This window comes from Bradyrhizobium sp. CIAT3101 (assembly GCF_029714945.1).
Taxonomy (GTDB): domain Bacteria; phylum Pseudomonadota; class Alphaproteobacteria; order Rhizobiales; family Xanthobacteraceae; genus Bradyrhizobium.
This window is the reverse complement of the sequence record NZ_CP121634.1, coordinates 1421260-1445691: the sequence shown is the minus strand read 5'-3', so window position 1 is coordinate 1445691 and position 24432 is coordinate 1421260. Positions and strand designations below refer to the sequence as shown.

Here is a 24432-nt window from a genome sequence, read left to right as displayed (position 1 = left end):
CGAGGCCAGCCCTCAGGTGTGTGGCAGGAACGGAGTCAGCTCGCTTTCCAGCCGCGGACGGTCCAGCAGCCCCAGCTTCACCGGCACATCGTAAAGCCGGCCTGGCCCAAAGCGGCGATAGAAATGCCGCAGGCCCGGAACGAGCACCCTGACGACGGGGACTTCGACATCGGGCCGCGTCTGGTCGAGCACGAGGAAGTCGTAACCTGCGCGCGTTGCGATCTCGACGCAGGCGTTGACCTGGTCGCGGGTATTGTCATGGACCTCGAGGCCGGGGGCAGGCGGCAGAACGGGATTGTCGCTGGGGATCAGGAACGGATAATCGTCCAGCCGCAGCGGCGTAACACCGTCGAGGGACGGCTTCTCGCCGCTTCCACCGCTCATCATGCCTATCGACATGAACTGGGTCAGCTCGGTGAGGGAACGCAACAGCGCGATGCGGCGATCGAAATGCGAGCCGGATCCGAACTCGATATTCTCGTGCCCATTCTGCATCCAGTGCATGATCGCGACGTAGGAAGGAATGCCGAGATCGCTGGTGATATCGAGCACCCAGAGCCGACGCCCCGCATCGGCAAACTGACGCTGAATATCCCGCACGTAGGAATCCTCGAACTGCGTCAAATCAAGCTCGGCGCGCTGCACGCGGTTGTACCACCAGATCGCATAGGCATCGCGTTCGACCAGTTCGAGGAAGCCTTGAACGATGGCCTCTTCGCGGGTGTTGCCGGCCGCGCATCCGTTGGAATCGGTGTGGAAGCCGCCATAGAAGAAATACAGCAGGCCGGTCGGGAGATATTTGAAGCGCTTGTCGCGCAGCGACCAGACCGGCGACCATTCGGTCCTGCTCGCGGGATCGAATGGCTCGGGAACCGGATGCGAATCGTCAGGCAACGGGGCATGCCTGTATTGAAACTGCGCATCGCTGAAGAACTGGACGTCGTTGGGAAGAAGGGCATCACCGGGCGCGAAATCGGCAAAGCGGCGCGTCGCCCTGATCTCGTCACCCTGGAAAATGCCCGAGTAGCGCTCGATCGCCTCCATCAGCGCGCTGGCCTCGCCCTGCTCGGCCGTGGAGCCCTTGCCAAAGCTGCCCCCGCTCAGGCCGGACCTGAGCTGGTCGACGTTCCAGGCCGGCGCGGAGAAATTGTGGTGCGCGAAGAAATTGGTGTTCATCGGCAGATCGGCTTCGATCCGCTCGAGCCGCGACACCACGCCGGTCAGCGGACTGACGTGTTTGCGGAATCTCGCCACCGTGGCGCGCGACGTCACGGTGCGGTACCCACCGCTGGTCATGACGAGCTTTCTGCCTTCGGCGATCTCGATCGGCACCGCCGCTCGTCGTGGATTCCGGAGCTTCTTGCTGCCGCAGGCCGAACATTGCGGACGTTTCGCGACGTAGTGCTTGGCGATGACAGCTCCGGTCAGGTCGAAGCTTGCGATGTGATCGCTGAGATCGGTGCGAAATCCGGAGGCGATCGCCTTGGCGATTTCAACCGCGGCAAAGTGGATCGCGGTCTGTCCGACGGTGCCGCTGACGAGCGGCGACACGGCGACGGCCTGCGCAGCTCCGCGGTCGAGAAATCCCTTGATCTCGCGATTGCGGATCATGCGATCATGCAGGCAAGTCCAGCAGGCGCTCTCGCCCGGCTTGAACACGGGCCCCACCAGCGGAAACACGCCTGATGGCTGCACCAGCAGCCAGGGCGCCCTGTCAGCCACGCGCTTCTCGTTCATCTCGGAGAGTTGCCGATCGAGATAGTCGTTCACGAGTGTGACGACGAGCCGGGGCGATCGCTTGGCGATCTGAACCCCAAGCTTGCTCAAAGCCGCGCTCAGCTCGCTCGCGCCTTTGACATCGATCGATTCCACCCGCACCGGCCAGTTGCGGAGATTCTCTTCCGCGATGTCGGGGGGCAGGCCGAGGCTTGCCCAATATCCGTCAACGACGCCGCCATGCGATGCTCCGCTGACGACGTATCGGCGCTCCAGCAACCGCCTGATCGCCTCTTCGATCTCGGCCACGGGAAAACGCTTCGATAGCTCACGGATGAGCTCGGACGCAGCCTTGCCGTTCTTTCCGATCGCACGCGCCAACTCACAATAGAGGTCGCCGTGCAAAAAGAACTTGCGGGCCTCGGAATAGAGACAGACCGCGTTGGGAGGAAGCAGATAGGCGGTGAAGTTTGGCGCGAATCGCAAAATGTCCTTGCGGGTTTGCTTCGCGGTGCGGCTCTTTCGCTCGACTGTCATCGGGGCAGCACGCTGATCCTGTTCCCGTCATTTCCGATTGCCGTCACGCGACGAACGCTTCGCGCGGGCACCGACCTTCTCTGCATGAGTTGGAACATACTCGCTCGCCATCGGCAAGCGGACGGACTGCATGACACGAACGTCCTGACGCACGCAGCAAACTGGCCGGGTCCTTGCGAGCCCGGCCAATGAAATCGCGACCTGTCGATGTCCCGTCAGGGAGCGCCAACGCCTAGCACCAGCGGCAGCGGCCCCACGATGCGCAGCACCCGGTGCATGCAACGGGCGCAACAATGGCGCAGCCAATGCCAACGCCACAACCGACGCCGCAGCGGCAGGCTCTGCAGCCCGCACAGCCTCTGCAACCACCGCAGCCGCGACAACCGCCGCAGCCACGACAGCCACCGCAGCCACCGCATCCCCGCGCGAGCAGGATGCCGCTCAAGGTTTTCTCATCGCTGGCGAGATGGAAAGTGGCAAGGCTGACATCGGCGAGTTCTTCCTCGCTGAGCTGGGTAAACTGGCCAGGCATGACGTTCAGCCTTTGCGGCGCGTCGCCTGCCGGAACTGCGGCTGTCGCATATGCGCTGCCTGCCAGCGAAAAAGTCAGCCCGGCTACTCCGAGGGCCGGCACTGCGGCTTTGGTCATTCGAACTTTTTTCGAAGCTTGCTTCGTTCGCCGCATGGCCGCATCCTCCAAATCCGGGAAGAATGAGAACGATATTCCTCTAGGCATCCTACGCCGAGCAACCCAAGCGAGCAAGAATTGCGCATCGACAAGATGTCGAGAGGCTGCTTTGTAATCTTCATGAACGACATCGCGGCAATTTTGCGTCGAGCATGCCGGACCATGGCGCATGATGCAGTGCGCAATCGCCTGCCCGCCCGAACGGAGAAGACAATTTGATCGATCGGGTCGGAGGTTTCGTCTGGTATGAGCTGCTGACGACAGACAGGCGGTCGGCCGCTGCTTTTTACGCCGAGATCGTTGGCTGGACCACGAAGGATGCGTCCACCGCGGAACTGGCCTACACGCTGCTGAATGCGGCTGACGCTCCGGTCGCCGGGCTCATGGCGCTTCCGGAAGAGGGAGTGCGCATGGGGGCAACGCCGAGATGGCTCGGCTACGTTGCCGTCGATGACGTTGATGCGAAGGCCGCTCACATCGGCCTGCTTGGAGGCGCCATCCTGGTCTCACCGACAGACAGCAACATCGGCCGCATTGCGGTAGTCGCCGATCCGCAAGGAGCGACGTTTGCGCTGGTCACAGGATTGACATATGGCCGATCGCAACCGGGCGGATCGGATGAACCCGGACGCGTGGGCTGGCACGAGCTGCTTGCCGCGGATCGGAGCCGGATATTCGCGTTCTACGGAGAGCTCCTTGGCTGGCAACAGGCCTCTCCCGAAAACGATCCGGCGAGCGTGTATGAATTGTTCTCGGCGGCTGGACGGACGGTCGGCGGCATGCTCACCAAACTTCCGAGCGTGCCGCACGCGTGCTGGCTGCACTACTTCAATGTCGACGACGTCGGCGCGGCGGCCAGGCGGGTCCATGCCGGCGGAGGCCGGATTCTCCAGGGGCCGATCGAGTTGCCGGATGATTGCTGGATCCTGCGATGCGTCGATCCCCAAGGCGGCCTGTTTGCGCTGCAGGGGACCTGGGATCAAAAGTCCTCCGCCCCGGAAGTCAGCTGGTCCGCCAGCTGGGATGGCATGACTTCAAAAGGCAGGATGGTGCTTCGCAAGCCGAAGCGCTAGCCGTGGCGCACGACGCTTCGGCAATCCGCAGTGGCTTCGACGCAACGTGATTGTCGCGATCCCCGAGCCTCACGCGGCCCGCGTGTAGGTCGTGATCATCGTGTAGTCCTTGCGCGGACCCGACACGACGTGACGAATGACGAAGCCACCATCGGCCAGGAAGGTGTAGGTCGACTGATAATTGTCGAGATTGCACAGATGGCCGGCGCTTCCGTTCAGAGCGCCACCATCGGATGCAGCAAGCTCAATCGCGTGGAATAGCCGTGGCGGCGTCTCCTTGAAGAAGACTTCGAATCCCCGGTCGCGCCCGCGGAAGACGTACTCCCGCTCCGCTTCGAGCTCGGTGCCGTTCTGGAGCCTCAAGCGTCCTTGCTCGCGATAGGCGAGGCGCTCCGCGCCCAACGGCGTGAAGGTCGCAAGACCCCGCATGCTCCCTTGACCTGCGATGACCCGGTCGAACGACCAGCGCCCCGCCAGCCGCGTCATCACCTGCGACGCATCATCCCAAGCATCGATCACGGTTTCGTTCATGTGCTCTGGACCCAGGCGTCCGGCCGCTTCGTGGTTTCGCAAAATCCGCGGGGCCCGCGTTCGACTTTGCGGCGCCGCTACCTATATCCTTGCGATAATGCGTGTCGAGACAGTGAGCAAGTGATGGCCAGGAGACCGACGACGGACACCGGCGCCGACGATTCGCCCCGCTATTTCGTCTGGGTCCGCGGCCTCGACGGGCCCGAGCCGCAGAAATGGGTCGACATGGAGTTCGGTGTCGGCGACTGGAAGCGGCCGCTAGTGCTGGCCTGGCTGGAGCTGCCGCTGGACGAGCGGCGCCTGCCGCTGTCGATGCTGGCGCGCCGATATCCGCCGCCGAGGGTGGAGACGCCTTAGGCGCGCCTCACTTGCCCCGCGCCGCGGTCGGGGTCAGGCCGAACCTGCGGCGAAAGCAGCGATTGAAATACGACAGATCATTGAAGCCGCAGGCGAACGCGATGTCGCTGATGCGCCCCTCGCGATGGGCGAGCAGGTCGGCCGCCTTGCGCAGGCGCAACTCGGTCAGCCGGGTGGTGAAGCTCGCGCCCGCCTCGAACAAGAGCTCGTTGACGTAGCGCTCGGAGAGACCGGCGGCAGTGGCGAGCTTTTGCGCGGAGAAATCCGGCTCGTGGAAGCGCGCGTCGAGAATCGACTGCACGGCCTTCAGCCGTACCGCGCGCAGGCCCCGGCGTCGTGCCGCGGCCGCAACGTCGCTGCGGGCACCCAGGCCGATCGCGGCGAGATCGAGCAAATGGGACGCGATCGCCATGCCGGCCTCGTCGGCGGCCGAGGGATGACGAAGCAGCAGATCGCTGTAGTCCATCACGAGCGACAGCGCGCCGCCGGGCTCAAGCTCGCAGCCAACGAGGTCGTCGACGTCGGTGACCATCGCGCGCAGTGAATCGACCGGCAGATGCACGTTGGTGAAACGCTTCTGGCTCGCGCCGTCGGCAGCGAAGAACGGCTCGTCGAGCTTCAACAACACCATCGATCCCGGCCGCATGGTGAATTCGCGGCCGCGATGGATCACCTGCGAGGAGAGATCGCCGGTGTTGCGCGCGAGGCAGAAGCGGTCATCGCCGGTCTCGATCACCTGGCGCTTTTCCCGCCGCACCGTGACGAAGCTGCCGTCGCAGCGGCCGAGCATGGTGGTGCCGATATGGATCGAGTTCATGGCGGCGCGAAACGGCACGTCGGAGGCCGGATCGAGCTCGCCGGTGTTGGAAAAATGCTCGAACAGCTCGGCGAAACGGATGAAGCGCTGCCGGTCGGACAAGTCCTGCGGCAGCATCGCGGTCGAGAGCGACTTCCTGATGACGGACATCGACAAGGACTTCCGGGAAAAGCTTTTTCGGAAAAAATCGCGCAGAAAACGACTGAGCCTTGCAAGCCGCGGATGGACCCGCGCTGAAGGCCGACGGTCATAGGCTACCAGTACCGTCACCCGATTCAAGCTGCGCCGGTCAGTCCAAGCGGCAAGGCCGCGGGCGCCGGACAGTCCAAGACGAGCCGCACGCCACCATCCTATTCAGGCTGCGGATGCGACATCCCGCCACACGCGAATCGCGTCCGGGCAACCGGGCGGCCCCAGCCTGACGCCCGCTGGAGGAGACAACGACATGCGAACCTCTCTACCCCGCAGCCTCGTGCTCGGCGGCGCCATCGCAACCAGCCTCTGCATCGGCTACGCGCTCGGCGCGCAACCGCACATGGACGAGGCGGTGGCGATCCTGCAATCGGCCCGCGCCGAGCTGGTCAAGGCCGAGCCCAACAAGGGCGGTCATCGCGAACGGGCGCTGGGGCTGATCGACCAGGCGATCACCGAAGTACGCGCCGGCATCGCTTTCGCAGCCACCCACTGACCGCAGACATCAGGGAGCAAGACGCATGATACGAACCGTGTTTGCCGCGGCGCTCGCGCTCGGCGCAATCGTCAGCTCGGCCCAGGCCATGCCGCTGGCGCCGTTCGGCGCACAAGGCAATGGCTATGTCATCGCGGTCGCCGGCGGCTGCGGCGCCGGCTGGCACCGTGGCCCCTATGGCGGCTGCCTGCGCAATTTCGCCAACCCCGCCGCGCATGCCTGCCCGCGCGGCTACCATATCGGCCCTGGCGGGGCCTGCCGCGGCAACGGCAGGTAAGAGCCGACCACACCACCGCTTCGCAAGAGCGGCCGCTTCGCAGATGGGAGTCATGCCCGGGCTTGCCCGGGCATTTCTTTTGCCGATTGTGGCGGAGATCATAGACAGCCGCAGCGAAACGGCGCAATCGTCCTTGCTACCTCAGCGCGATTATGGGCGAAATACATCCATTCATTCACGACAAAACCACTGATTGAATTTTGAAGGATGCCGCCCGGGCAGGTTTAAGCATCCCAACTGGATTTTCGGAGGAGCCCATGACGCACCACGACAGGGCGCTGCATGGCGGTCCCGCAAGGCCGGACCAAACGCACGAAGATTCCAATGCCACGACGAATGCGGCCGACGCGCGTGCGCCCCGCAAGCTGGTGCTGTTCGCCGATGGCACCGGCAACGCCTTCACCACCCAGGAATCCAGCGTCTGGCGCCTCTACGAGGCGCTCGACCATACCAAGCCCGACCAGATCGCCTACTACATCAAGGGTGTCGGCACCGCCGGCTGGGCGCCGCTCGCCGCCCTCGACGGTGCCACCGGCATCGGCGTGCCCGCCAACGTCCGCAAGCTCTATCGCTTCCTGTGCTGGAACTGGCGCGAGGGCGACGAGATCTACATCTTCGGCTTCAGCCGCGGCGCCTTCACCGCGCGCACGCTGGCGGCGCTGATCGCGAGCCAGGGGCTGGTGCCGGCCGTCATCGACAAGGTCGCCGTGTCGCATGCGGAGATGCAGCGCAACACGATGGCCGCGTGGCGGGCGTATCGCAAGCAATCGGTCGGCTATTACAGCCTGCCGACGATCTGGATCGTGCGCTGGATCCGCGACGTGCTGATCTATCTCTATCAACTCGTCTTTCGGCAGCGCTCCTATGCGGAGGTTCGCGAGGCCATGGACGGCCGCAAGGAGGTCCGAATCGAATTCCTCGGACTGTTCGACACGGTCGAGGCGTTCGGGGTTCCGATCGAGGAGCTCCGTGTCGCGATCGACTGGGCGATCTGGCCGATCTCGTTCCGAAACTACCGGCTCTCCGACAAGGTGAAGCACGCCTGTCATGCGCTCGCGCTCGACGACGAACGTACCACCTTCCATCCGCTGCGCATCGACCAGGCCGGCCTTGCCGAGGGACAAATCGTCAAGGAGGTGTGGTTCGCCGGCGTCCATTCCGACATCGGCGGCGGCTATCCGGAATCCACGCTGTCCTTCGTGCCGCTGGTGTGGATGGCCGAGCAACTCGGCGACCAGCTCCGCTTCCAGGACGGCACGATCGAGCACTTCCGCCAATATCAGTCGGCGATCGGGCCGATCCACGATTCGCGCAGCGGGGCCGGCGTGCTGTACCGCTACGGTCCGCGACCGATCCACGACCGCGTGGAAGATGGCGGACCGCCGGTGGTGCACTTCGGCGTGGTCGAGCGCATGCTGCACGGCTGCGACAATTATGCGCCGCTGATGCTTCCGGCCAATGCGAGGGTGCTGCTGCCGGATGGACAGGTGCTGCCGCTGACGCGGGACGAAACGCGCAAGGCCATGAGGTCCGCCTACGCGAAACGAGAAGGCGATGGCCACAGGGCGGCCGAAGCCGACGCCTTCATGGCGATGAGCCCGCCGAATCCCGAGATGGCGCGTCAGGTTCTCGACACCGTGTGGTGGCGCCGCTTCGCCTATTTCTCGCTGCTGATCGCGCTCGGCGTCCTGGTCGCATGGCCGTGGATCGCGCGCTCCGTCGTAGGGTCGACCAAGGAGCACGGTCTCGAAGACACCACGCTGCTCAAAGTGATCACGGCGATCGACAACGGCACGAGCACGGTCGTCAAGCCGTTCGCCGATCTGCTCGCGAGCGTGCTGCCGTCCTACGCGGCGCCATGGCTTGCGATCGCGCTGTATTATCCCTTCGTCACCACGGTCCTCGTCATCATCATCCTGATCGCGTGGAACAGGAATGCGGCGCTGCGCGACAGCATCCAGGAACGCGCGCGCCTGGCCTGGTACCGGCCCGACCGGATGGCCTCGCGAAAGCGGGTCAGCAAATCCGGCTGGCTGCTCGCGATCGGCCGCTGGATGCGACTGCACGCCTGGCCGGTGCGCATGGCTTTCACCAACGTGCTGATGCCGGGCATTTTCCTGATCGCCATTTTCGGCTCCGCTGTGCTGTTGCTGTCGCGCGGCTATCTCGAATGGCGCGCGGGCGTCGGCGACTTCTGCAAGAGCAGCGCCTCGACGCGTGCCATCGGCGACACGCCGGTGACGGCGCGCGACGGCGAATTGTTCGACGTCAGCCATTTCTGCTGGCCAAGCCGCCTCGCGGTCGAGAAGGGCCGCAAATACCGCGTCTGGATTCAAATGGCCGATCCGTGGTTCGACCGCACCATCATGACCGGCCTGAACGGATTCACGACCCCGCCGGATCTGACCCATCGCATGGCCGTTCCGATCCTGCGGCTTCAGGGCGCGAACTGGTTCCAGCCGGTCGTGCGGATCGGCGCGCGCGGATCATACGATCTGCCGCTGCAGGCCATCAACGGAGTGCCGGCGAGCGAGCTGCCGCGGCGCGTCAACGCGACGGTGCCGGCCTATGACGACGACAGCAAGAACAACTACCCGATCCATGTCGAGGACTCCGCCGAGTTCAAGACAGCGGGCAGCGAATTGAATCGCGTCTGGAAACCGTTCGGGGATTTCGAGCCGATCCCGGAAGCGGCGCTGCCGGCGGCGCGCGCGCTCTGGCGCAAGCAGGGCTTGTCCGAGCTGTTCGTCGCGGAATTCGAGGCGCCCGAGGCCGGCGAATTGTTCTTCTACGTCAACGACGCCGTCCAGCTCTTCCCGCGATTCATCTCCACGCGGCACGCGCCGCGCTGGCTCCTGCCGGTCCAGGGCCGGCGCGTCCAGTTCTACAAAAACAACAGCGGAACGGCGACGATCCGGCTCCAGCGGTTGCCAGCGCCCCCGCCCCCATGATTATGGGTGTCGCGCACGTGGCGCCGCGGCTAAGCTTGGCTCGCGCGCCGCGGGGGACGCGCGGCCGGGACCATGATCATGACGGACCAGGGCGAGACCGGTGAGGCCATCACCATCCTCCTCGTCGAAGACGACGCACCGACCTGCTGGCGTCTTCAGGACGCGCTGGTGAAGGCCGGATACGAGGTGCGCACGGCCGGCTCGCTCGGCGAGGCCCGCGGTGCGCTTGCTGGCGGCGCGCCGCGCGTGCTGCTGACCGATTTGCGGCTGCCCGACGGCCATGGAGTCGAGCTGATCCGCGAGACCAGACGGCGCTTTCCGGACACCGAGATCATGGTGATCTCGGCGCTGGGCGACGAGGAAAGCGTGATCTCCGCCATCACCGTCGGCGCCACCGGCTATCTGCTCAAGGACGCCTTCCCGACCGACATCGCCACCACCGTGCGCGATCTGGTCGCCGGGCATTCGCCGATTTCGGCCTCGATCGCGCGCTTCATCGTGCGGCGAACGCAAAACTCCGCCGAGCCCCCGCCGGGGCCCGTGCTCAACACTGCAAAACTCACGCCGCGCGAGATCGACATCCTCTGGGGCATTGCCAAGGGCTTCAGCTACGCCGAGATCGCGAGCCATCTCGGCCTGTCCCGGCAGACCGTGCCCGGCCACATCAAGAACATCTACCGCAAGCTCGAGGTGCACACGCGCAGCGAAGCCGTGTTCGAAGCGGTCCAGCAGGGCCTGATCAAGCTGTGAGCGAGATTGCCGCGAAGGCCGTGGTCTCGCGGCACAGGCTGCGGCTCGCGCGCATCGTGCCGTATCTGCTGCTCCAGGCGCTGATCGTGCTTGCCACCATGCTCGGGCTGCGGCTGCTGGAGCCGCACGATCCCGACGATTTTGCGGTGGGCGAATTCTCGTTGCACGAGGCCGGCACGACGCGGCCCGTGACGCTGCCGCATTTCACGGCGTCGCGTTATTCGCTGGCCGATCCGCCGCTCTATTCGGGCAAATTCATCTTCAAGCCCGATGCCGCCGGTACGACCTGGTCGGTGTTCCTGCCGCGCTTCAGCAACGGCGCGGAGATCGCGGTCAACGGCGTCGCGATCCTGGACTCCCGGCGCGATCCCACCGCCAACCGGCCCGACCGCAACACGCCCGAGATTGCGGTCATCCCGCCATCGCTGCTGCACGACGGCAGCAACGACATCACTATCCGGCTGTTCGTATGGGGACCGCTGCGCGGGTTTCTCGACACCGTCTATGTCGGCCCGGATGCCGCCTTGCGCCCGGCCTACGAGACGCGCACGCTGCTGTTCGTCACGCTGCCCGTGGTGTTCTCGGCCTGGCAGTCGATCCTGGCCGTCATCCTCGCCATCATGTGGCTGATGCGGCGCCACGAGCCGGTCTATGGCGTGCTGGCGTTGGCGATGGTGCTCGGCGTGGTGCAGGCCTTCCTGACGCCGCCGGTGCCGCCGGCCACCTCGTCCCGGCTCGCCGGCGTGCTGCTCTCGTCCGCACCGATCGAGAGCGCGCTGATTGTGGTGTCGGCAGTGCTCTTCCTCGGCTGGCGCTGGCCGCGCTACGGCGCGCTGCTGTTCGTGCCGGGACTCATCGTGATCGCCGGCGGCCTCATCGCGGGTCCGCCGCTGCCGCGCATTCTTTTCCTGCTTTTGGGCATCCCGACGGTCGGGTTCTGCCTGGTCCTGATGGCCGGCATCGCGGCCTACGCCGTGCTCAAGCGCAAGGACGTGGCGAGCTTCGCGCTCGGCTGCGCGGCCACCATCGTGCTGACCTGCTGGGTCCACGATATGCTCTCGGTGTTCGAGATCATGCCCAACGAGCGCACCTTCGTCTCGCGGCTGTCCTATTCGGCGCTGCTGATTGCGATCGGCGCCGGGCTGACCTGGCGCTTCGCCCGCGCGCTCAACCAGGTCGACAGCTTTGCCGGCCAGCTGGTCGCGCGCGTGCGCGAGGCCGAGGAGCGGCTGAAGGCAAGTTTTGCCCGCGAGGAGGCCCGCGCGCGGGCCGCAGCCCTCGCCAACGAGCGCACGCGGCTGATGCGCGATTTGCATGACGGCCTCGGCGGCCAGTTGATCAGCATCGTCGCGCTCTCCGAACGCGGGCAGGAGGGCGCGACCATCACCGATGCGGCGCGCGCCGCGCTGAAGGATCTGCGTCTGGTCATCGATTCCATGGACGACATCGGTGGCGACCTCATGCTCGCACTCGGCTCCTGGCGCGAACGCGCGGCGATGCAGTTGCGGCCGCACGACATCGCGCTCGACTGGCGCGTGGCGACGCCGCAGGGCCTGCCGCTGCATCCCGAACTGCGGCCCTGGCACGTCATCCAGATCGTGCGCATCCTGGACGAGGCCGTGACCAATGCGGTCAAGCACGCGGCTGCGCGCCACATCGCCGTTGCCATCGAGACGCGCGACGACGGCCAGGGACCGTACGGCGTGATCAGCGTCGCCGACGACGGTCGCGGCTTTGTGCTTGGTGACGATTGCGAAGCCGCGGGCGCGAGCCAGAGCGCACGCGGCCTGCGCAACATGCGAAACCGCGCCACGCGCTGCGGCGCAGTGCTCGATCTGAGCTCGGATGCCTCGGGCACGCGCGTGCAGCTGCAATTGCCGCAGGTCTTTCCCGACAGCGACGCGGCCACGGGCTGAAGTCCTTCTTCTCCCTCGCCCCGCTTGCGGGGCGAGGTGAGGAAGGAGGCTCAGCGCACGCCGACGCGATTGACCGGACCGCCACGATTCATGGGCGTGCCGGCGCGGACGCCGACACCGGGCGCACCGACGCCGGGCGTGGCCACGGCCGCGGCTGCAACCGGTGCGCCTGGCGCAACCACCACCGCTCCGACCGGCCGCACCACGCAACCCTTGGGCACGCCGACCGTCTTGCAATAAACCACCGCCTGCGCCGGGCTCGTGCCCAGCGACACCATCGCCGCACCCGCCAGCATCATCATCGTCAGCCCGGCGCTCAGCGCTCCCATTTTCGACATCTTGCTCTCCTGCTTCCCGTTCGGCGCCCGATGCAGTCACCGGGTCTCGCAGCCGACGTGCAGCCTCAATGGCAAAAGACGATGCGCCAAGACATGCCATGAAGATGGGGGTGCGATGCGCGAGCCGCCGCGCCGATGCCATGAACATGGCATGGACCGGCCATGGATCTCCGCGAGATGGTCCGGCCCGCTTGATCCCAAGCCGACAACGACATTCCCGAGGAGATGCCTCATGAAAATTTCGGTACTCGCAGCCTTTCTGCTCGCCGCGGCCATCGTTCCCGCCACGGCGCAATCCGGCCCCACGCCGCAGGAGCAGATGGCCTGCCGCAGCGATGCGGGCAAATTCTGCGCCGAGCATATCGGCAAGCCGCCGCAGATGAACGCCTGCCTGCGCGAGAACAAGGCCAAGCTTTCGGACAGCTGCCGCAAGGTGGTGGAGTCGCACGGCGGCTGAAGCGCGATCTTTCCACATGAGCAAAATCGCAGGGTGGGCAAAGCGACAGCGTGCCCACCCCTTCTATTGGTGGGCACGGCGCCTTGCGCCTTTGCCCACCCTACGATTTCGGACTCGCGAATCGAGCCGCCCTAGTTCGTCAGTCCATAAACGTCGAGCTGTCCATTATAGGTCGGGCGATAGATGCGGCCCTTCCAGACGATCGGACGGTTGAACTTGGGATGCATGAAGGCGTGCTCTGGGCCCCAGTTCTCGCTGTCCCAGATCACCTGGAGCCGTTGCGAGCCGTCCGGATTGGTCGCGAAATTCTGCGCGTCATAGACCAGGAAGCGGCCGGGGCTGAGCATCATGTTGCTGTCCTTGTAGGGGACCATCGCGACGACGATGGCGTCAGCCCCGTTGTTGGCGGCAAGCGTGATGCTCCAGCCGGGCATGCCGCCCGATGGACGCGGCGATTGCGGCGACGCGATCTCGTTCGATCCGGCGAGATAGGTCGAGGTCCCGTCGGCCGCGATCGACCAGGCCCGCAGCGCGCTGTTCTCGCCGCCGACGATATGCATCACGCCATGCGTCGTGGACGAGAACAGCAGCGGCGTGCCATGCAGATGCCGCGTCGCGCCGCCCGGATACAGATTCAATTGCATCGGCGAGGCCGGCGCCGGCGGCACGGCGGGATCGAAGAATGTATAGAGGATCGGCGGCATCTTGAGCTTGGCATAGTTGGCGGCAAAGTGACCGGCCTGAAGATCGCCCGGCTGGGTGTCGCCGAGCGCCGCGGCGTTACCGGTGTAGAGAATGCCGTCCTTGCCCGCCGCGAGCACGGCGTTGGCCGATCCGACATAGACCGGTCCTCCCGAACCGAAATCCTGGTCGCTCCACGCCGATTCCTTCATCGCCGCCAAGTGATGCGCCACGGCCGCCGCGATCTGCGCATCCATCGGGTCGGGCCCGGACGTCACCGCGACATGCGCCAACTCGCGCGCATGAAGCGGCGTGAGCGTCATTCCCATCCGCTTGGCGTGGCCGATCACCGCGGTCAGCGAGACGTTCGACGGCAGCGCGTGCGCATCGTCGTCGTCGTCATCGAGCAGCGCCGCAGCCGCGGCGCCGACACGGTTGGCATCCGTCCACGGCGTCCACCACGACAGCACCTCGAAATGCGCGAGAGGTCCGGTGTGCAAGGCCAGCCGCACCACGCTCTCGCCGAAATCGCCCTGCTGCGGCGAGAACGCGCCGTTGCCGGTGATGACATAGATCGAACCGTCGGGGGCAATGGCGGGGCCGGCCCCGCTCTGCCACAGCCCGCCGCCGGAGCCGGTCACGGTGGAGCACCATGCAGCCGCAATATGCCAGGCCTGGACGTCGACCGCGATCAGCCAGCCCCGCGCCGCCGCCGAGGTCTCCCTGACCGTACCGAAGGGGATCAGCACGTGGTTACGCGTCAGCGTCAGTGCGCTGCGTTGCTTGCGCTGGATCGAGACGAATTTCTGCACGGGCAAGCCACCCGGCGGGGTATAGACCGCGCCTTCCAGATTCAACAGCTTGTCATGCACCTTCGAGCCGTCGCGGATCCGAAGCGCTGCAAGAAAATGCTGGGCCCTGGCCACGCTGCCATCGTCGCTGATCCAGGCGCAGGCGTAGAGAATGCCGGCCGCTTCGTCGATCACGGGGGTCGAGAGGATTCCCCAATCGACATTGGTCATGTGGCCATCGATGGCAGGCGTTCCGACGATGGGGCGGCCGAGATTCGTCGCCCAGATTTTTTCGCCGGTCACCGCATCGAAAGCGTAGACCCAGTTGCCCATGGTGGCCTGGAAGATCAGGTCGCGGGTCTTGCCATCGACCGTATGCACGCCGCCGACGGCCAGCGGCTGCGCCTCGAGCCGGGGATCGTCGGGAATGGGAATGCTGAAGAGCTTGACGATGCCTTTGGTGCGGACGGCGGTCGCCGTCAGCACGGTCTCGGCATTATTCGCGCCGGTTCTGGCGAGATCATAGCTGCGGGTGGTGACGGAGCCGGCCATGGTCAGGCTCCCCAGGCAAGCAGGCTTCCGGCTGCAATCAGGCAGGCCGCAGCCAGCGGTCGCGCGTTGCGCAAGCCTGCGCGGCCCCCGTTCAGCACGACGGCTCCGCAGGCAAAGCCGAGCCCGGCCATGATCGCGCTCGACAGCGCCGCAAGGACCGGCGCGTCGCCCGCACGTGACACGACATTGTCGATCGCCAGCAGCGGCGGCAGGACATAGAGCCAGCCCGGCGCGTTCGACAGGCGTTGCGCAATGGGCAGGCCAACGAAAAGCGCCGCGCCCCACGCCATCAGCAGCATCGCGCCAAGCCCACCCGCAAGCGGCACGCTGATGCCGAGCGCCGAGCCGAGCCCGTCGCACAGGCCGAACATCAGCGCGAGCGGCAGCGCATGCCGCCCCGGCACAACGAAGGACAGCGCGAAGGCGGCAATCAGGCTGTCGGCGGACGTCCACAACAAATGCAATGACATGGCAATCCTCTCAAACGATTTGTGGAGCAAGGTAGGTGACGTCGATCGAAAACGCCGCGCCGTGCTCCGGCAATTGCCGGCCCGCGACGCGAATATGATGCTCGCCGGTCGCGCCGGCCGTTCCGGCCGCGCTGACATGGTCGCCGCTGCACACGGCTTCGACCACACTGTGCCCGTGCGCATCGCTGACGGTGACCTTGAGCGAGCCATCTGGCGACACGCCGTGGCGATCGAGACTGACCCTGAGGGTGATCTTGCTGCCCTGCTCCACCCAGATCCGCGCGGTCTCGGTCTCGGCATTGGTGGCCGGCAGCGTGTCGAGATCGGCGGCGCCGAAGATCGTTTGCGTGGTGTGACGGGGATGCCTGATCGACGCGACATTCAGGCCGGCACGCGAGAAGCACAGATAGCTCTGTCCCTTGCTGAAAGCGTTGCTCGGGATCGTGAAAGTCGCGACGCCGTTTCCGTCAGTGCGGATATCGGCATGATGGCCGCTGTAGTCATGCAATTGGACATTGGCTCCGAACGCGGTCTGGCAGCTGATCGTACGCGCATTCATGGTGTCGAAATTCAGCGCGGTCAGCAGGCCGGGTGCACCGGTACGATTGAGCACGATCACCTTGTCATCCAGAAAGCGGCCGCTGGTCGGCCCATTGGCGAGATGCTCGTGGATCCAGACCAGATTATCGATCCATGGCTTCAACCCGTAGGCGCCGGGCCAGACGTCGGGCGGGAAGTAGTCCTTGCCGTAGACAAACGGGTAGCCCTCGATCGACAGCAGAAAGGCATAAGCCAGAAGCTTGTTGCTGATGACCTGCTGGCCCGGCGAGGTGTCGGTATCGGGATTGTCGACAAAGGTGCAGGTGAGATCGGCACGCCAGCTGGTGTAGCCGGCGCCATCAAGCACGCGCGCATTGCCGCCATCGCAGGCGGATTGCAGCGCCCAATGCATCGGGAAGTCGGCGACGAGAGATCGACCATTGAGCGGCGGCTGCGTCGCCCAGCCGTTGAGGATGGCGCGATTGCCGTCAAAATACTCCGAATAGAAAAACTTCGACGCCATCACGCCGTGCGTCATGAACTCGCGCACGAACGGCGCCCAGGTGCCCTTGACGTCGTCGAAGCGGGCGCCGTCCGCGCCGGTGGTGCGGAACACCCATTCGCCGAAGTCGAGCGCATCCTCGATCGTGACGCGCGGCGGGCGGCAGCGCTGGTAGGACAGCTCGCGACCGAACGGAAAATCGTTGGGCGGGCTCGGCACGTCATCATCGGGCAGATCGTCCGGCGGCACGCCGCGAAACCATGAGGGCGAAGTGGTGTGCCGTCCGTTCAGCGTCTGCCCGTCCGCGCCGAGATAGCGGAACACGCCGGGACCGCCGTTCTCGCCGCTGCGTTGATGCAGAACGAGATCGAGATAGACGTCGATATCGCAGGCATGCGCGACGGCGACCAGACGCGTCAGCGAAGCTTTGGGGCCGTAGCGCGTGGCGACCGAGCCTTGCTGGCTCTTGCTGCCGATATCGCGGGGATCGAACACACCATAGCCGTCACAGCCGGGCCCCGCTCCGCCTTGCGCCTTCGACGTCGGCGGCAACTGGATCGCGGTGAAGCCGACATCGCGCAGCGCGCGGACATGCGTGGCGAGGAAATCGAGCAGCCAGGGTGCGCCGCGCCCGTCGACCGGCGCCGGCACGGTCACGCGCTCGCCGTGCGGCCCGAAGAAGCGTCCCCAAGCTAGCAGCGCTACTCCCATGACGCGGCCTCTGGCTGGCTGCGTCGATCATGCCTTGCGCAGGGATCATCCGGAAGTTGAAAATTAAGGCAAGCGCTGCCCTCGAACGAACCGCCGCTCACGTTCGCGTGCGCGGCGACGTGCCGGTCGGATGCTAGTCGTCGTCGTCAGGACCGAACAACGCGAAGCCACCGCGCGGACGGCGGACGACGACATCACGGCTATCGGAATCCGCGCGAACGTTGCGCGCGACATCATCCCAATCGGTCTGATCGCGTCCGCCGCGTGCATCGCGCGTGTCGTAACGGCGACGCTCGGCCCAGCGTTCGTGCCGTTCCGCACGCCGCCGCTCGGACGCGGCACGCTTCACGTCAGACTCCCTGGCCTTGGCATAGGAGTTGTCAGGCGAAGATGCCGGTTCGGTCGAAGACTGCTGCTCGACGGGTTTTGTCGCCTGCGGAAGCGGCGGAGCCGGTTTGGGCGGCTCGACCGCGGCCGTCGTCTGCGGAGGCGGCGCTGCCGCGGGTTCAGCGCTTGCCTGGGTGGTCGGCACATCAGGCTTGGTTTCGGGCTTAACTTCAGGCCTGGCGTCACCCTGCGCCTGTGCCGGCGCCGCGATCATCGCACCGAAGGATTGCGATCCCGTAAGATATTGCACGCGCTCCGACGGCGCACTCGTTGTGGCCGGCTTGGCGGCTTCCGCGCGCCGTTCCATCTTGCTCGTGTCCGGGCCCTGCTTGGGCGCGATCGGATGCATGATATTGCCGGCGACGATGCCGCCGCCGAGACCAATGGCGATAGCGGCGACGATCGATCCGGCACCGACGAAATAGGCTGTCGAGGCGCGCATTTGGCCCACTCCCTGTTTGGAGCGGGCAACGCCTGTCGATTACCGGATGTTCCTGATGAGCGCGCGGTTCCTCTGAGGAACTCTAGCTTCAGATCTGCTGCGCGACCTTCTCGAGCCCGATGATGCGGGCGAGCTTGCGCACTTCTTCCTTCTGGTCGTCACGCAGTTGGAACAGCAGCGGCATTGCGGCTGACTTCAACTGCTGAACCTCGTCGCAGTTCGGATCGATCTGCACGTTCGGGCCGTTCGGATTGGAGAGCTTGTTCGCCGAGATCTTGCGGACGACGTTGCGCAGCGCCGACTCGACCGAAGGCCAGTAATATTCCTGCGACGACGACAGCTTCAGCCGATCCCTGATGCCGGCGATCTGCACCTCGGAGAGCAGCGAATAGGTCTTTTGCGGCTGCGGCTTTGCGACGGGCTTCGGCTTCGGCGCAGCCTCGATGGCGGCGGTGGTTTCCGCAGGAGCGGGCGCCTCGTTCGCGCTGGCCGATGAAGCCGATTTGGGCATCGGGAAATCGGACGGGGTTGCCGCGGCGAAGGCCTGGCGCAGCGGCTCGGTCAGCACGGGGGCCTGGGACAGCCGGTCGGCGGGAACCTGCACCGGATCGATCGCGGCCGACGCCAGCGCCAGCGTCGGAACCAGCCGGTCGGCCTTGGCGGCGCGATTGGCGGCGAGCGGCTTCGGCGGGGCCTGGGTGATCATCTCGGCACTGACGCTGGGCACGCTGTCGCGCCCGAGGATGGCAGTGGTGGCGGCGCCGAGGACGAGGAAACAGGTCAGCACAATGAGGGTGATGGCTCTGGACAAACGTCTCTCCGGAAGAACCGCTTCACGATGTTGTCAACGGTGCCCGGCAAAAGGGCACGAAATAAGGCTTGAGTGTGCCTTTGCGGCGACAATCACCAAGCCTGCGGCGACGAGGCCAAAAAGCCGAATGAAATCAGGCAGCTGCGGCCAGATCGTAGGCGTCCTGGATGTCGGCGACGATCTCCGAGGCCTCCCAGACGGCGCGGGGCTCGACCGATTGCAGCGTCACCGTCCAATTGCCGCCCCGGCGGGTGCGGGGGACGCTGACGATGTCGAAGCGAACATTGCGGCAGAGCGGGTGGCGAGCCAGAGCATGCGCGACGCGGACGCGGATCTCGTCCAGCGTTGCGGCTGTCTTGCTGTTGAGAAAATCGAAATCCATCGCCTGTCCCTCTCGTCCTGATTGGCGGCCGTGAGGGGGATTCTTGGCGGGCGATGGTTAATCTGCCGTTAAGTGCGGGCTTACGGAGCCATGCGGGATTAACCGTGCTGGGCGGCACGGAACGCTATCGCCCCGTCGCCTCACGGTATTCGGCGGCCGTCCGGGCCACGAGATCGTCGACAGCCACCACCTCGGTGACGCCGGACGTCGAATGTCCGCCGCTCCAGATGTCGCGCCAGCGTTTGGGGCGGTTCTCACGCCCGCCGACGTCGATGTCCTTGCCGATGTCGATGGCGCCGCGCGCCGGGAGATCATCAGGATCGAGCCCGGCGGCGACGATCGACGGCTTCAGCATGCTGGTCTGCAGGCCCGTGAAGGCGGTGGTCAGCAGAATGTCGTCGGCGCTGCTCTCGACCAGCATCTGCTTGTGGCGTTCGTCCGCCATGCTCTCGCGCGTCGCGATGAACTTCGTGCCCATGTAGCCGAGATCGCAGCCGAGCACCTCGGCCGCGTGCAGCGCGTGGCCGTCGCCGATGCCGCCGGCGAGCACGATGATGCCATCGTAGAACGCGCGCACGGCGCGGACGAAGGCGAACGGGTTGAGCCAGCCGGTCTGTCCGCCCGCGCCCGCGGTGAGCAGCACCAATCCATCGGCGCCTGCCGCCGCCGCGCGTTCGGCGTGGCGGATCGAGGCAACATCCGCCAGCACCAATGCACCCGCATCATGCAACGGCTTCAACACCGGCGCCGGCGAGCCGACCGATGTGATGACGATCTCGGGCCCGTGCTTGAGCAGCACGGCAAGATCCTGCTCCAGCCGCGCGTTGGAGCGATGCACGATCAAATTCGGACAGAGCGGCGCAGCCTTGCGGCCGGTCTGATCCTCGTGTGCACGCAACCGCGTCGCGATCTCGGTGAGCCAGTCGTCGAGCTGTTCCGTGCTGCGGCAATTCACGGTGGGAAAGCTACCGATCACGCCGTTGCGGCAGGCTGCGACCATCAGTTCGACGCCCGACACCAGAAACATCGGCGCCGCGATCAAGGGGAGGCCGAGACGATCGCGAAAACGTTGAAGTCGATCGGATGTCACGCAAATCTCCCGCGCGGGCTTTGTCGTTCCATCCCGCATTCGCTGTGCTAGCCTTGCGCGCAAACATTGGCACGACACAAGCCGATGACAAAGCAACGAGGAAACATATGTCCGATCCGCTCCACGCATCGTCACCGACTTGTGCGCAGACGCTACGGGCGTTGGCGCGCTATCCTGGCCGCACGGCGTTCGCATGGCCCGGCGGATCGCTGAGCTATCAGGGCACGCTCGATCTGATCGGACGCATCCAGGGCGTATTCATGCGGCTCGGCTTGCAGCCCGGCGCCCGCGTCGCCTTCCTCACCGCGAACCGCGCCGACACCTGGTGCGCCGGTGTCGCCGCGCAATTGTCGCGATGCTGCACGACCTGGCTGCATCCGCTGGGATCGGAGAGCGACCAGTTGTTTCAGCTCGAAGATTCCGAAGCGGACGTGCTGGTGGTCGATGTGGCCGCCTTCCGTGATCGCGGCGGCGAGCTCGCTACGAAGGCAACCCGCCTCAAGGCGGTCTTCACGATGGGGCCGGCCGACTACGGCGTCGACCTCTTGCACGCGATCGAGGGCGCGGGACAGGCCAGCGCGCGGTGCCTCGCAAATCTCGATGATCTCTCCACGCTCAACTACACCGGCGGCACGACAGGAAAATCCAAGGGCGCGCTGCGTTATCATCGCGAGAACGCCGGTGCGGCCGGCGCCATCCTCGCCGATTTCGAGATCCCCGACGCCGCGCGCTATCTCACCGTCGCCCCGATCAGCCACGTCGCCGGCACAAAGGTGCTGCCGACGCTGATGCGCGGCGGCACCGTGCACATGCTGAAAGGCTTCGATCCCGAGGCCGTGCTGGCAACGATCGCGCGCGAGCGCATCAACTTCACGCTGTTCGTGCCGACCATGATCTATGTGCTGCTCGATCATCCCGCGCTTGATAAGACCGATCTCTCCTCGCTCGAGCTCGTGCTCTACGGCGCGTCGGCGATGTCGCCGAGCCGGCTGGTCGAAGGCATCGAGCGTATCGGACCGGTGTTCTCGCAACTCTACGGCCAGACCGAATGCTATCCGGTCTCGGTATTGCGGAAGAAGGATCACGATCCCAGGACGCCGGAATTATTCCTGTCCTGCGGTTTCCCGATCGCAGCGTGCGAGGTCAAAATCCTCGACGACGACGATCAGGAGGTGCAGACGGGTGAAGCCGGCGAGATCTGCGTGCGCGCGCCGCATGTGATGGCTGAGTACTGGAAGCGGCCCGACATCACCGCGGAGACGTTGAAGAACGGCTGGGTCCACACCGGCGACATCGCGCGCCAGGACGAGCGCGGCTACATGTTCATTCTCGATCGCAAGAAGGACATGATCGTCACCGGCGGCTTCAACATCTTTCCGCGCGAGGTGGAGGACGTGCTGTCGCAACATGCCGATGTCGCGATGGTCGCCGTGGTCGGCGTGCCAGACGAAAAATGGGGCGAAGCGGTCACGGCCATCGTCGTGCCGCGCGAGGGCGCCAAGCCCGATCCGGACGAGCTGATCAATCTGGTGCGGACGCGAAAGGGTTCCGCGCATGCGCCGAAACAGATCCAGTTCGTCAAGCAGCTGCCGATGACCGGAGTCGGCAAGGTCGACAAGAAGGTGCTGCGCGCCGGCTTCTGGAGCGGGCGCGACCGGATGGTCGGGTAATCTTCCTGATTGCAGCGACGGGTTCGGAATACACGTATCGCGCGAAATGGCGGGAATGATCAGCATTCCCATCCGGGATTCTACGGAGCTGTTGTGGCCGCGGCACCACAATGCGTGACGGAGTACGTGCCCGTGGCGACCGCCCGATTGCAGGCGAATCAAGGAATCAAATAGACCGCTATTGGGGCTGGGAAGCGGAGTAAGCAATGAGAGTCGCTTCCCTGGAAAGTGCAGTCGCCGCGATCACGTTGATCACGGCTATCGTCGTGGTGCTGTGGGAGATCAAGATCTTCTACGGAGTGTGAACTGGCAGGATGCCCTGGTCCAGCACGGCCATGCATCCCTTCCGCGGCGGCGGAAGCCTGCCGTTCAATCGGCCCACGCAGCAACCGCGGCGCATGCCGCAACGCTCAACGCTTCTCGATCACCAAACTCTGCACCGCGCGGCCAAAATAGCCTTGGCGGTCAGCGAGCCGCGACATCGCGAGGCCCGCGCCATCAGGGCCGATCCAGGATTCGCCGTCGAGCAGGATCCAGTCGCCGATCGGCTGACGCGCCAGGCTCACCGAGAGGTCGGCGTTGATGTAGGTCCAGGTGCGGAAGTCGAGCGTCGAAGCGGTGCCGTTGGAGAAATCGGCGGCGACCACGGCTCGCATCGCCTGCGAAACCACCTCGCCTTCGACCAGCGGATGGTCGAGGCGAAACCAGATCGCGCCGGCACCGGCCTGGCCGAAACGGCCGCGCGCGGCGCGCATCGACATCATTCCCGCGAACGGACTGGTCGCACCGTGGCCGTCCTCGACCAGCGAGTCCTCCGGCGACGGCAGCGTGACCGGCAACTCCCTGACGTCGTCGGGCAGCGGCTGTGACTGCTGCTTGATCTTGAGCACGGTGGCGCCGACGACCTGCACGCCGTCGGCAAGCAGCTTGATCTCGCAGAGCTGGATCTTGCGGCCCTCGCGCAACACTTTGCTCTCGATCGCGAGCGGCGCCACCGGCACCGGGCGCATCAGATCGATGGTGACACGCGCGATATGCATCGGCACGGGCGTCGGAATCCGCTCCGCCGCCCACGTCACCAACGCCGATGGCGCCGAGCCGTGCTGCATGCGCCGGTCCCACGGACCGGCGGCATCGGGGCTGGTGACGACGCTGTTGCCGTCGACACGGTAGATGGCGGGCATTGCGACAGCCATCATAGCGGCGGATCAACCGCCTCGTCGTATTCCTTCTTGAAGCGCGCGATCAGATCGGCGGCGGGCAAGATGCCCTCGACGCTGCCGATGCCCTGGCCGGAGCCCCAGATTTCCTTCCAGGCCTTCGGCTTGGCGCGCTCGCCGGAGGCGTCGGTGCCGAAGTTCATCTTGGAGGGATCGGATGTCGGCAGGTTTTCCGGATCCATGCCGGCGGCGAGGATCGACGGCTTCAGGTAATTGCCGTGCACGCCGGTGAAGAGGTTGGAATAGACGATGTCGTCGGCCGTCGAGCCCGCGATCATCTCCTTGTACTTCTCGACCGCGTTGGCTTCCTTGGTGGCGATGAAGGCCGAGCCGATATAGGCGAAGTCGGCACCGAGGATGCGCGCGGCACGGATCGCCTTGCCGTTGCCGATGGCGCCCGACAGCGCGATCGGACCGTCAAACCACTTGCGGGTTTCGGCAACGAAGGCGAGCGGCGAGATGGTGCCGGCATGGCCGCCGGCGCCGGCCGCGACCAGGATCAGGCCGTCGGCGCCCTTCTCGATCGCCTTGTGGGCGAACTTCTGATTGATCACGTCGTGGAAGACGATGCCGCCCCAGCCGTGAACGGCTTGATTGAGCTCCTCGCGCGCGCCGAGCGAGGAGATGATCATCGGCACCTTGTACTTGGCGCAGAGCTGCATGTCGTGGTCGAGCCGGTTGTTCGACTTGTGCACGATCTGGTTGACCGCAAACGGCGCCGACGGCTTGTCGGGATGGGCGCGGTCGTAGGCGGCGAGTTCCTCGGTGATCCGCGCCAGCCATTCGTCGAGCAATTCCGGCGGCCGCGCGTTCAGAGACGGGAAAGAGCCGACCACACCGGCCTTGCACTGCGCGATCACGAGGTCGGGCACCGAGATGATGAAGAGCGGCGAACCGATCACGGGGATCGACAGGCGTCCCTTGAACAGAGCAGGCATGGACATTGCGGAGCGATCCTTTGCTGACAGACGCATTGAAGGTTGGGGGCCATACCAACAAGGCAATCTTTCCACTGTCAAGTATTGCGTTTTGGCGCCGTGGCGGACGCCGTTACCGCAATTCCAACGCGCGGAATTCCTGCTTCACC

Annotated in this window: 22 protein-coding genes; 9 read left to right on the top strand and 13 right to left on the bottom strand. The window is 65.4% G+C overall.

The window, feature by feature from the left end; genetic code table 11:
• Window positions 1-12: 12 nt before the first annotated feature.
• Window positions 13-2253, bottom strand: coding sequence for a TOMM precursor leader peptide-binding protein (locus QA645_RS06620; protein ID WP_283049030.1), 2241 nt, complete (start codon window positions 2251-2253; stop codon window positions 13-15).
• Between the two features lie 903 nt (window positions 2254-3156).
• On the opposite strand from QA645_RS06620, the gene QA645_RS06615 reads away from it, so the two are divergent.
• The gene (locus tag QA645_RS06615) at window positions 3157-4014 is read left to right on the top strand and encodes a VOC family protein (protein ID WP_283049028.1); all 858 of its coding nucleotides are present in this window, start codon (window positions 3157-3159) and stop codon (window positions 4012-4014) included.
• A gap of 69 nt (window positions 4015-4083) precedes the next feature.
• On the opposite strand, the gene QA645_RS06610 is transcribed toward QA645_RS06615, so the two are convergent.
• On the bottom strand, window positions 4084-4545 hold the full coding sequence (locus QA645_RS06610; protein WP_283049026.1) for a DUF6314 family protein: 462 nt from the start codon (window positions 4543-4545) through the stop codon (window positions 4084-4086).
• A gap of 123 nt (window positions 4546-4668) precedes the next feature.
• Between QA645_RS06610 and QA645_RS06605 the strand changes: the two genes are divergently transcribed.
• Window positions 4669-4902 (top strand): hypothetical protein, encoded by a 234-nt coding sequence (locus tag QA645_RS06605; protein WP_283049024.1) that lies wholly within the window; start codon window positions 4669-4671, stop codon window positions 4900-4902.
• A gap of 7 nt (window positions 4903-4909) precedes the next feature.
• On the opposite strand, the gene QA645_RS06600 is transcribed toward QA645_RS06605, so the two are convergent.
• Window positions 4910-5869: an AraC family transcriptional regulator gene (locus QA645_RS06600; protein ID WP_283049023.1), complete on the bottom strand. Its 960-nt coding sequence runs from the start codon at window positions 5867-5869 to the stop codon at window positions 4910-4912.
• Between the two features lie 295 nt (window positions 5870-6164).
• On the opposite strand from QA645_RS06600, the gene QA645_RS06595 reads away from it, so the two are divergent.
• From QA645_RS06595 to QA645_RS06575, 5 genes are all read left to right on the top strand, one after another.
• Window positions 6165-6407, top strand: a complete 243-nt coding sequence (locus tag QA645_RS06595; protein ID WP_148755338.1) for a hypothetical protein — start codon at window positions 6165-6167, stop codon at window positions 6405-6407.
• A gap of 25 nt (window positions 6408-6432) precedes the next feature.
• Window positions 6433-6684, top strand: coding sequence for a hypothetical protein (locus QA645_RS06590; protein WP_283049020.1), 252 nt, complete (start codon window positions 6433-6435; stop codon window positions 6682-6684).
• A gap of 257 nt (window positions 6685-6941) precedes the next feature.
• Entirely contained in the window at window positions 6942-9635 is a 2694-nt protein-coding gene (locus QA645_RS06585; RefSeq protein WP_283049018.1) for a DUF2235 domain-containing protein, read from the top strand.
• 78 nt (window positions 9636-9713) lie between these two features.
• Window positions 9714-10385 (top strand): response regulator transcription factor, encoded by a 672-nt coding sequence (locus QA645_RS06580; protein WP_254128204.1) that lies wholly within the window; start codon window positions 9714-9716, stop codon window positions 10383-10385.
• Window positions 10382-12301 (top strand): ATP-binding protein, encoded by a 1920-nt coding sequence (locus QA645_RS06575; protein WP_283049016.1) that lies wholly within the window; start codon window positions 10382-10384, stop codon window positions 12299-12301. The genes QA645_RS06580 and QA645_RS06575 overlap by 4 nt, the downstream gene beginning before the upstream one ends.
• Before the next feature lie 50 nt (window positions 12302-12351).
• Here QA645_RS06575 and QA645_RS06570 read toward each other — a convergent pair whose 3' ends face one another.
• Window positions 12352-12639, bottom strand: coding sequence for a hypothetical protein (locus tag QA645_RS06570; RefSeq protein ID WP_283049014.1), 288 nt, complete (start codon window positions 12637-12639; stop codon window positions 12352-12354).
• 232 nt (window positions 12640-12871) lie between these two features.
• On the opposite strand from QA645_RS06570, the gene QA645_RS06565 reads away from it, so the two are divergent.
• Window positions 12872-13096: a cysteine rich repeat-containing protein gene (locus QA645_RS06565; RefSeq protein ID WP_283049012.1), complete on the top strand. Its 225-nt coding sequence runs from the start codon at window positions 12872-12874 to the stop codon at window positions 13094-13096.
• Window positions 13097-13227: 131 nt separating this feature from the next.
• Here QA645_RS06565 and QA645_RS06560 read toward each other — a convergent pair whose 3' ends face one another.
• The 7 genes from QA645_RS06560 to QA645_RS06530 all read right to left on the bottom strand — a co-directional run bounded on the left by QA645_RS06560 (window position 13228) and on the right by QA645_RS06530 (window position 20455).
• Window positions 13228-15120 carry a hypothetical protein gene (locus tag QA645_RS06560; RefSeq protein WP_283049011.1) on the bottom strand — a complete coding sequence of 631 codons (1893 nt, stop codon included), beginning with the start codon at window positions 15118-15120 and terminating at the stop codon, window positions 13228-13230.
• A gap of 2 nt (window positions 15121-15122) precedes the next feature.
• On the bottom strand, window positions 15123-15590 hold the full coding sequence (locus QA645_RS06555) for a hypothetical protein (protein WP_283049010.1): 468 nt from the start codon (window positions 15588-15590) through the stop codon (window positions 15123-15125).
• A gap of 10 nt (window positions 15591-15600) precedes the next feature.
• Window positions 15601-17343 (bottom strand): hypothetical protein, encoded by a 1743-nt coding sequence (locus QA645_RS06550; RefSeq protein ID WP_283049009.1) that lies wholly within the window; start codon window positions 17341-17343, stop codon window positions 15601-15603.
• Window positions 17344-17476: 133 nt separating this feature from the next.
• Window positions 17477-18172: a hypothetical protein gene (locus tag QA645_RS06545; RefSeq protein WP_283049008.1), complete on the bottom strand. Its 696-nt coding sequence runs from the start codon at window positions 18170-18172 to the stop codon at window positions 17477-17479.
• An 88-nt stretch (window positions 18173-18260) separates the two neighbouring features.
• Complete coding sequence (locus QA645_RS06540; protein ID WP_283049007.1) at window positions 18261-18983, bottom strand: hypothetical protein; 723 nt, start codon at window positions 18981-18983, stop codon at window positions 18261-18263.
• A gap of 133 nt (window positions 18984-19116) precedes the next feature.
• Window positions 19117-19365 (bottom strand): hypothetical protein, encoded by a 249-nt coding sequence (locus QA645_RS06535; protein WP_194479426.1) that lies wholly within the window; start codon window positions 19363-19365, stop codon window positions 19117-19119.
• 124 nt (window positions 19366-19489) lie between these two features.
• Window positions 19490-20455 carry a nitronate monooxygenase gene (locus QA645_RS06530; RefSeq protein WP_283049006.1) on the bottom strand — a complete coding sequence of 322 codons (966 nt, stop codon included), beginning with the start codon at window positions 20453-20455 and terminating at the stop codon, window positions 19490-19492.
• A 107-nt stretch (window positions 20456-20562) separates the two neighbouring features.
• Between QA645_RS06530 and QA645_RS06525 the strand changes: the two genes are divergently transcribed.
• Window positions 20563-22125, top strand: coding sequence for an AMP-binding protein (locus QA645_RS06525; protein WP_283049005.1), 1563 nt, complete (start codon window positions 20563-20565; stop codon window positions 22123-22125).
• A 410-nt stretch (window positions 22126-22535) separates the two neighbouring features.
• Here the strand turns inward: QA645_RS06525 and QA645_RS06520 are convergent, their stop codons facing one another.
• Entirely contained in the window at window positions 22536-23309 is a 774-nt protein-coding gene (locus QA645_RS06520) for a thioesterase family protein (RefSeq protein WP_283049004.1), read from the bottom strand.
• An 11-nt stretch (window positions 23310-23320) separates the two neighbouring features.
• Window positions 23321-24289, bottom strand: coding sequence for a nitronate monooxygenase family protein (locus QA645_RS06515; protein WP_254128192.1), 969 nt, complete (start codon window positions 24287-24289; stop codon window positions 23321-23323).
• Between the last annotated feature and the right edge of the window lie 143 nt (window positions 24290-24432).

Bases quoted from the DNA above. Each gene is read 5' to 3' on its own strand.
- QA645_RS06620 (WP_283049030.1), bottom strand. From the start codon at position 2,253: ATGACAGTCGAGCGAAAGAGCCGCACCGCGAAGCAAACCCGCAAGGAC.
- QA645_RS06610 (WP_283049026.1), bottom strand. From the start codon at position 4,545: ATGAACGAAACCGTGATCGATGCTTGGGATGATGCGTCGCAGGTGATG.
- QA645_RS06605 (WP_283049024.1), top strand. From the start codon at position 4,669: ATGGCCAGGAGACCGACGACGGACACCGGCGCCGACGATTCGCCCCGC.
- QA645_RS06600 (WP_283049023.1), bottom strand. From the start codon at position 5,869: ATGTCCGTCATCAGGAAGTCGCTCTCGACCGCGATGCTGCCGCAGGAC.
- QA645_RS06595 (WP_148755338.1), top strand. From the start codon at position 6,165: ATGCGAACCTCTCTACCCCGCAGCCTCGTGCTCGGCGGCGCCATCGCA.
- QA645_RS06590 (WP_283049020.1), top strand. From the start codon at position 6,433: ATGATACGAACCGTGTTTGCCGCGGCGCTCGCGCTCGGCGCAATCGTC.
- QA645_RS06585 (WP_283049018.1), top strand. From the start codon at position 6,942: ATGACGCACCACGACAGGGCGCTGCATGGCGGTCCCGCAAGGCCGGAC.
- QA645_RS06580 (WP_254128204.1), top strand. From the start codon at position 9,714: ATGACGGACCAGGGCGAGACCGGTGAGGCCATCACCATCCTCCTCGTC.
- QA645_RS06570 (WP_283049014.1), bottom strand. From the start codon at position 12,639: ATGTCGAAAATGGGAGCGCTGAGCGCCGGGCTGACGATGATGATGCTG.
- QA645_RS06565 (WP_283049012.1), top strand. From the start codon at position 12,872: ATGAAAATTTCGGTACTCGCAGCCTTTCTGCTCGCCGCGGCCATCGTT.
- QA645_RS06560 (WP_283049011.1), bottom strand. From the start codon at position 15,120: ATGGCCGGCTCCGTCACCACCCGCAGCTATGATCTCGCCAGAACCGGC.
- QA645_RS06555 (WP_283049010.1), bottom strand. From the start codon at position 15,590: ATGTCATTGCATTTGTTGTGGACGTCCGCCGACAGCCTGATTGCCGCC.
- QA645_RS06550 (WP_283049009.1), bottom strand. From the start codon at position 17,343: ATGGGAGTAGCGCTGCTAGCTTGGGGACGCTTCTTCGGGCCGCACGGC.
- QA645_RS06545 (WP_283049008.1), bottom strand. From the start codon at position 18,172: ATGCGCGCCTCGACAGCCTATTTCGTCGGTGCCGGATCGATCGTCGCC.
- QA645_RS06535 (WP_194479426.1), bottom strand. From the start codon at position 19,365: ATGGATTTCGATTTTCTCAACAGCAAGACAGCCGCAACGCTGGACGAG.
- QA645_RS06525 (WP_283049005.1), top strand. From the start codon at position 20,563: ATGTCCGATCCGCTCCACGCATCGTCACCGACTTGTGCGCAGACGCTA.
- QA645_RS06520 (WP_283049004.1), bottom strand. From the start codon at position 23,309: ATGCCCGCCATCTACCGTGTCGACGGCAACAGCGTCGTCACCAGCCCC.
- QA645_RS06515 (WP_254128192.1), bottom strand. From the start codon at position 24,289: ATGTCCATGCCTGCTCTGTTCAAGGGACGCCTGTCGATCCCCGTGATC.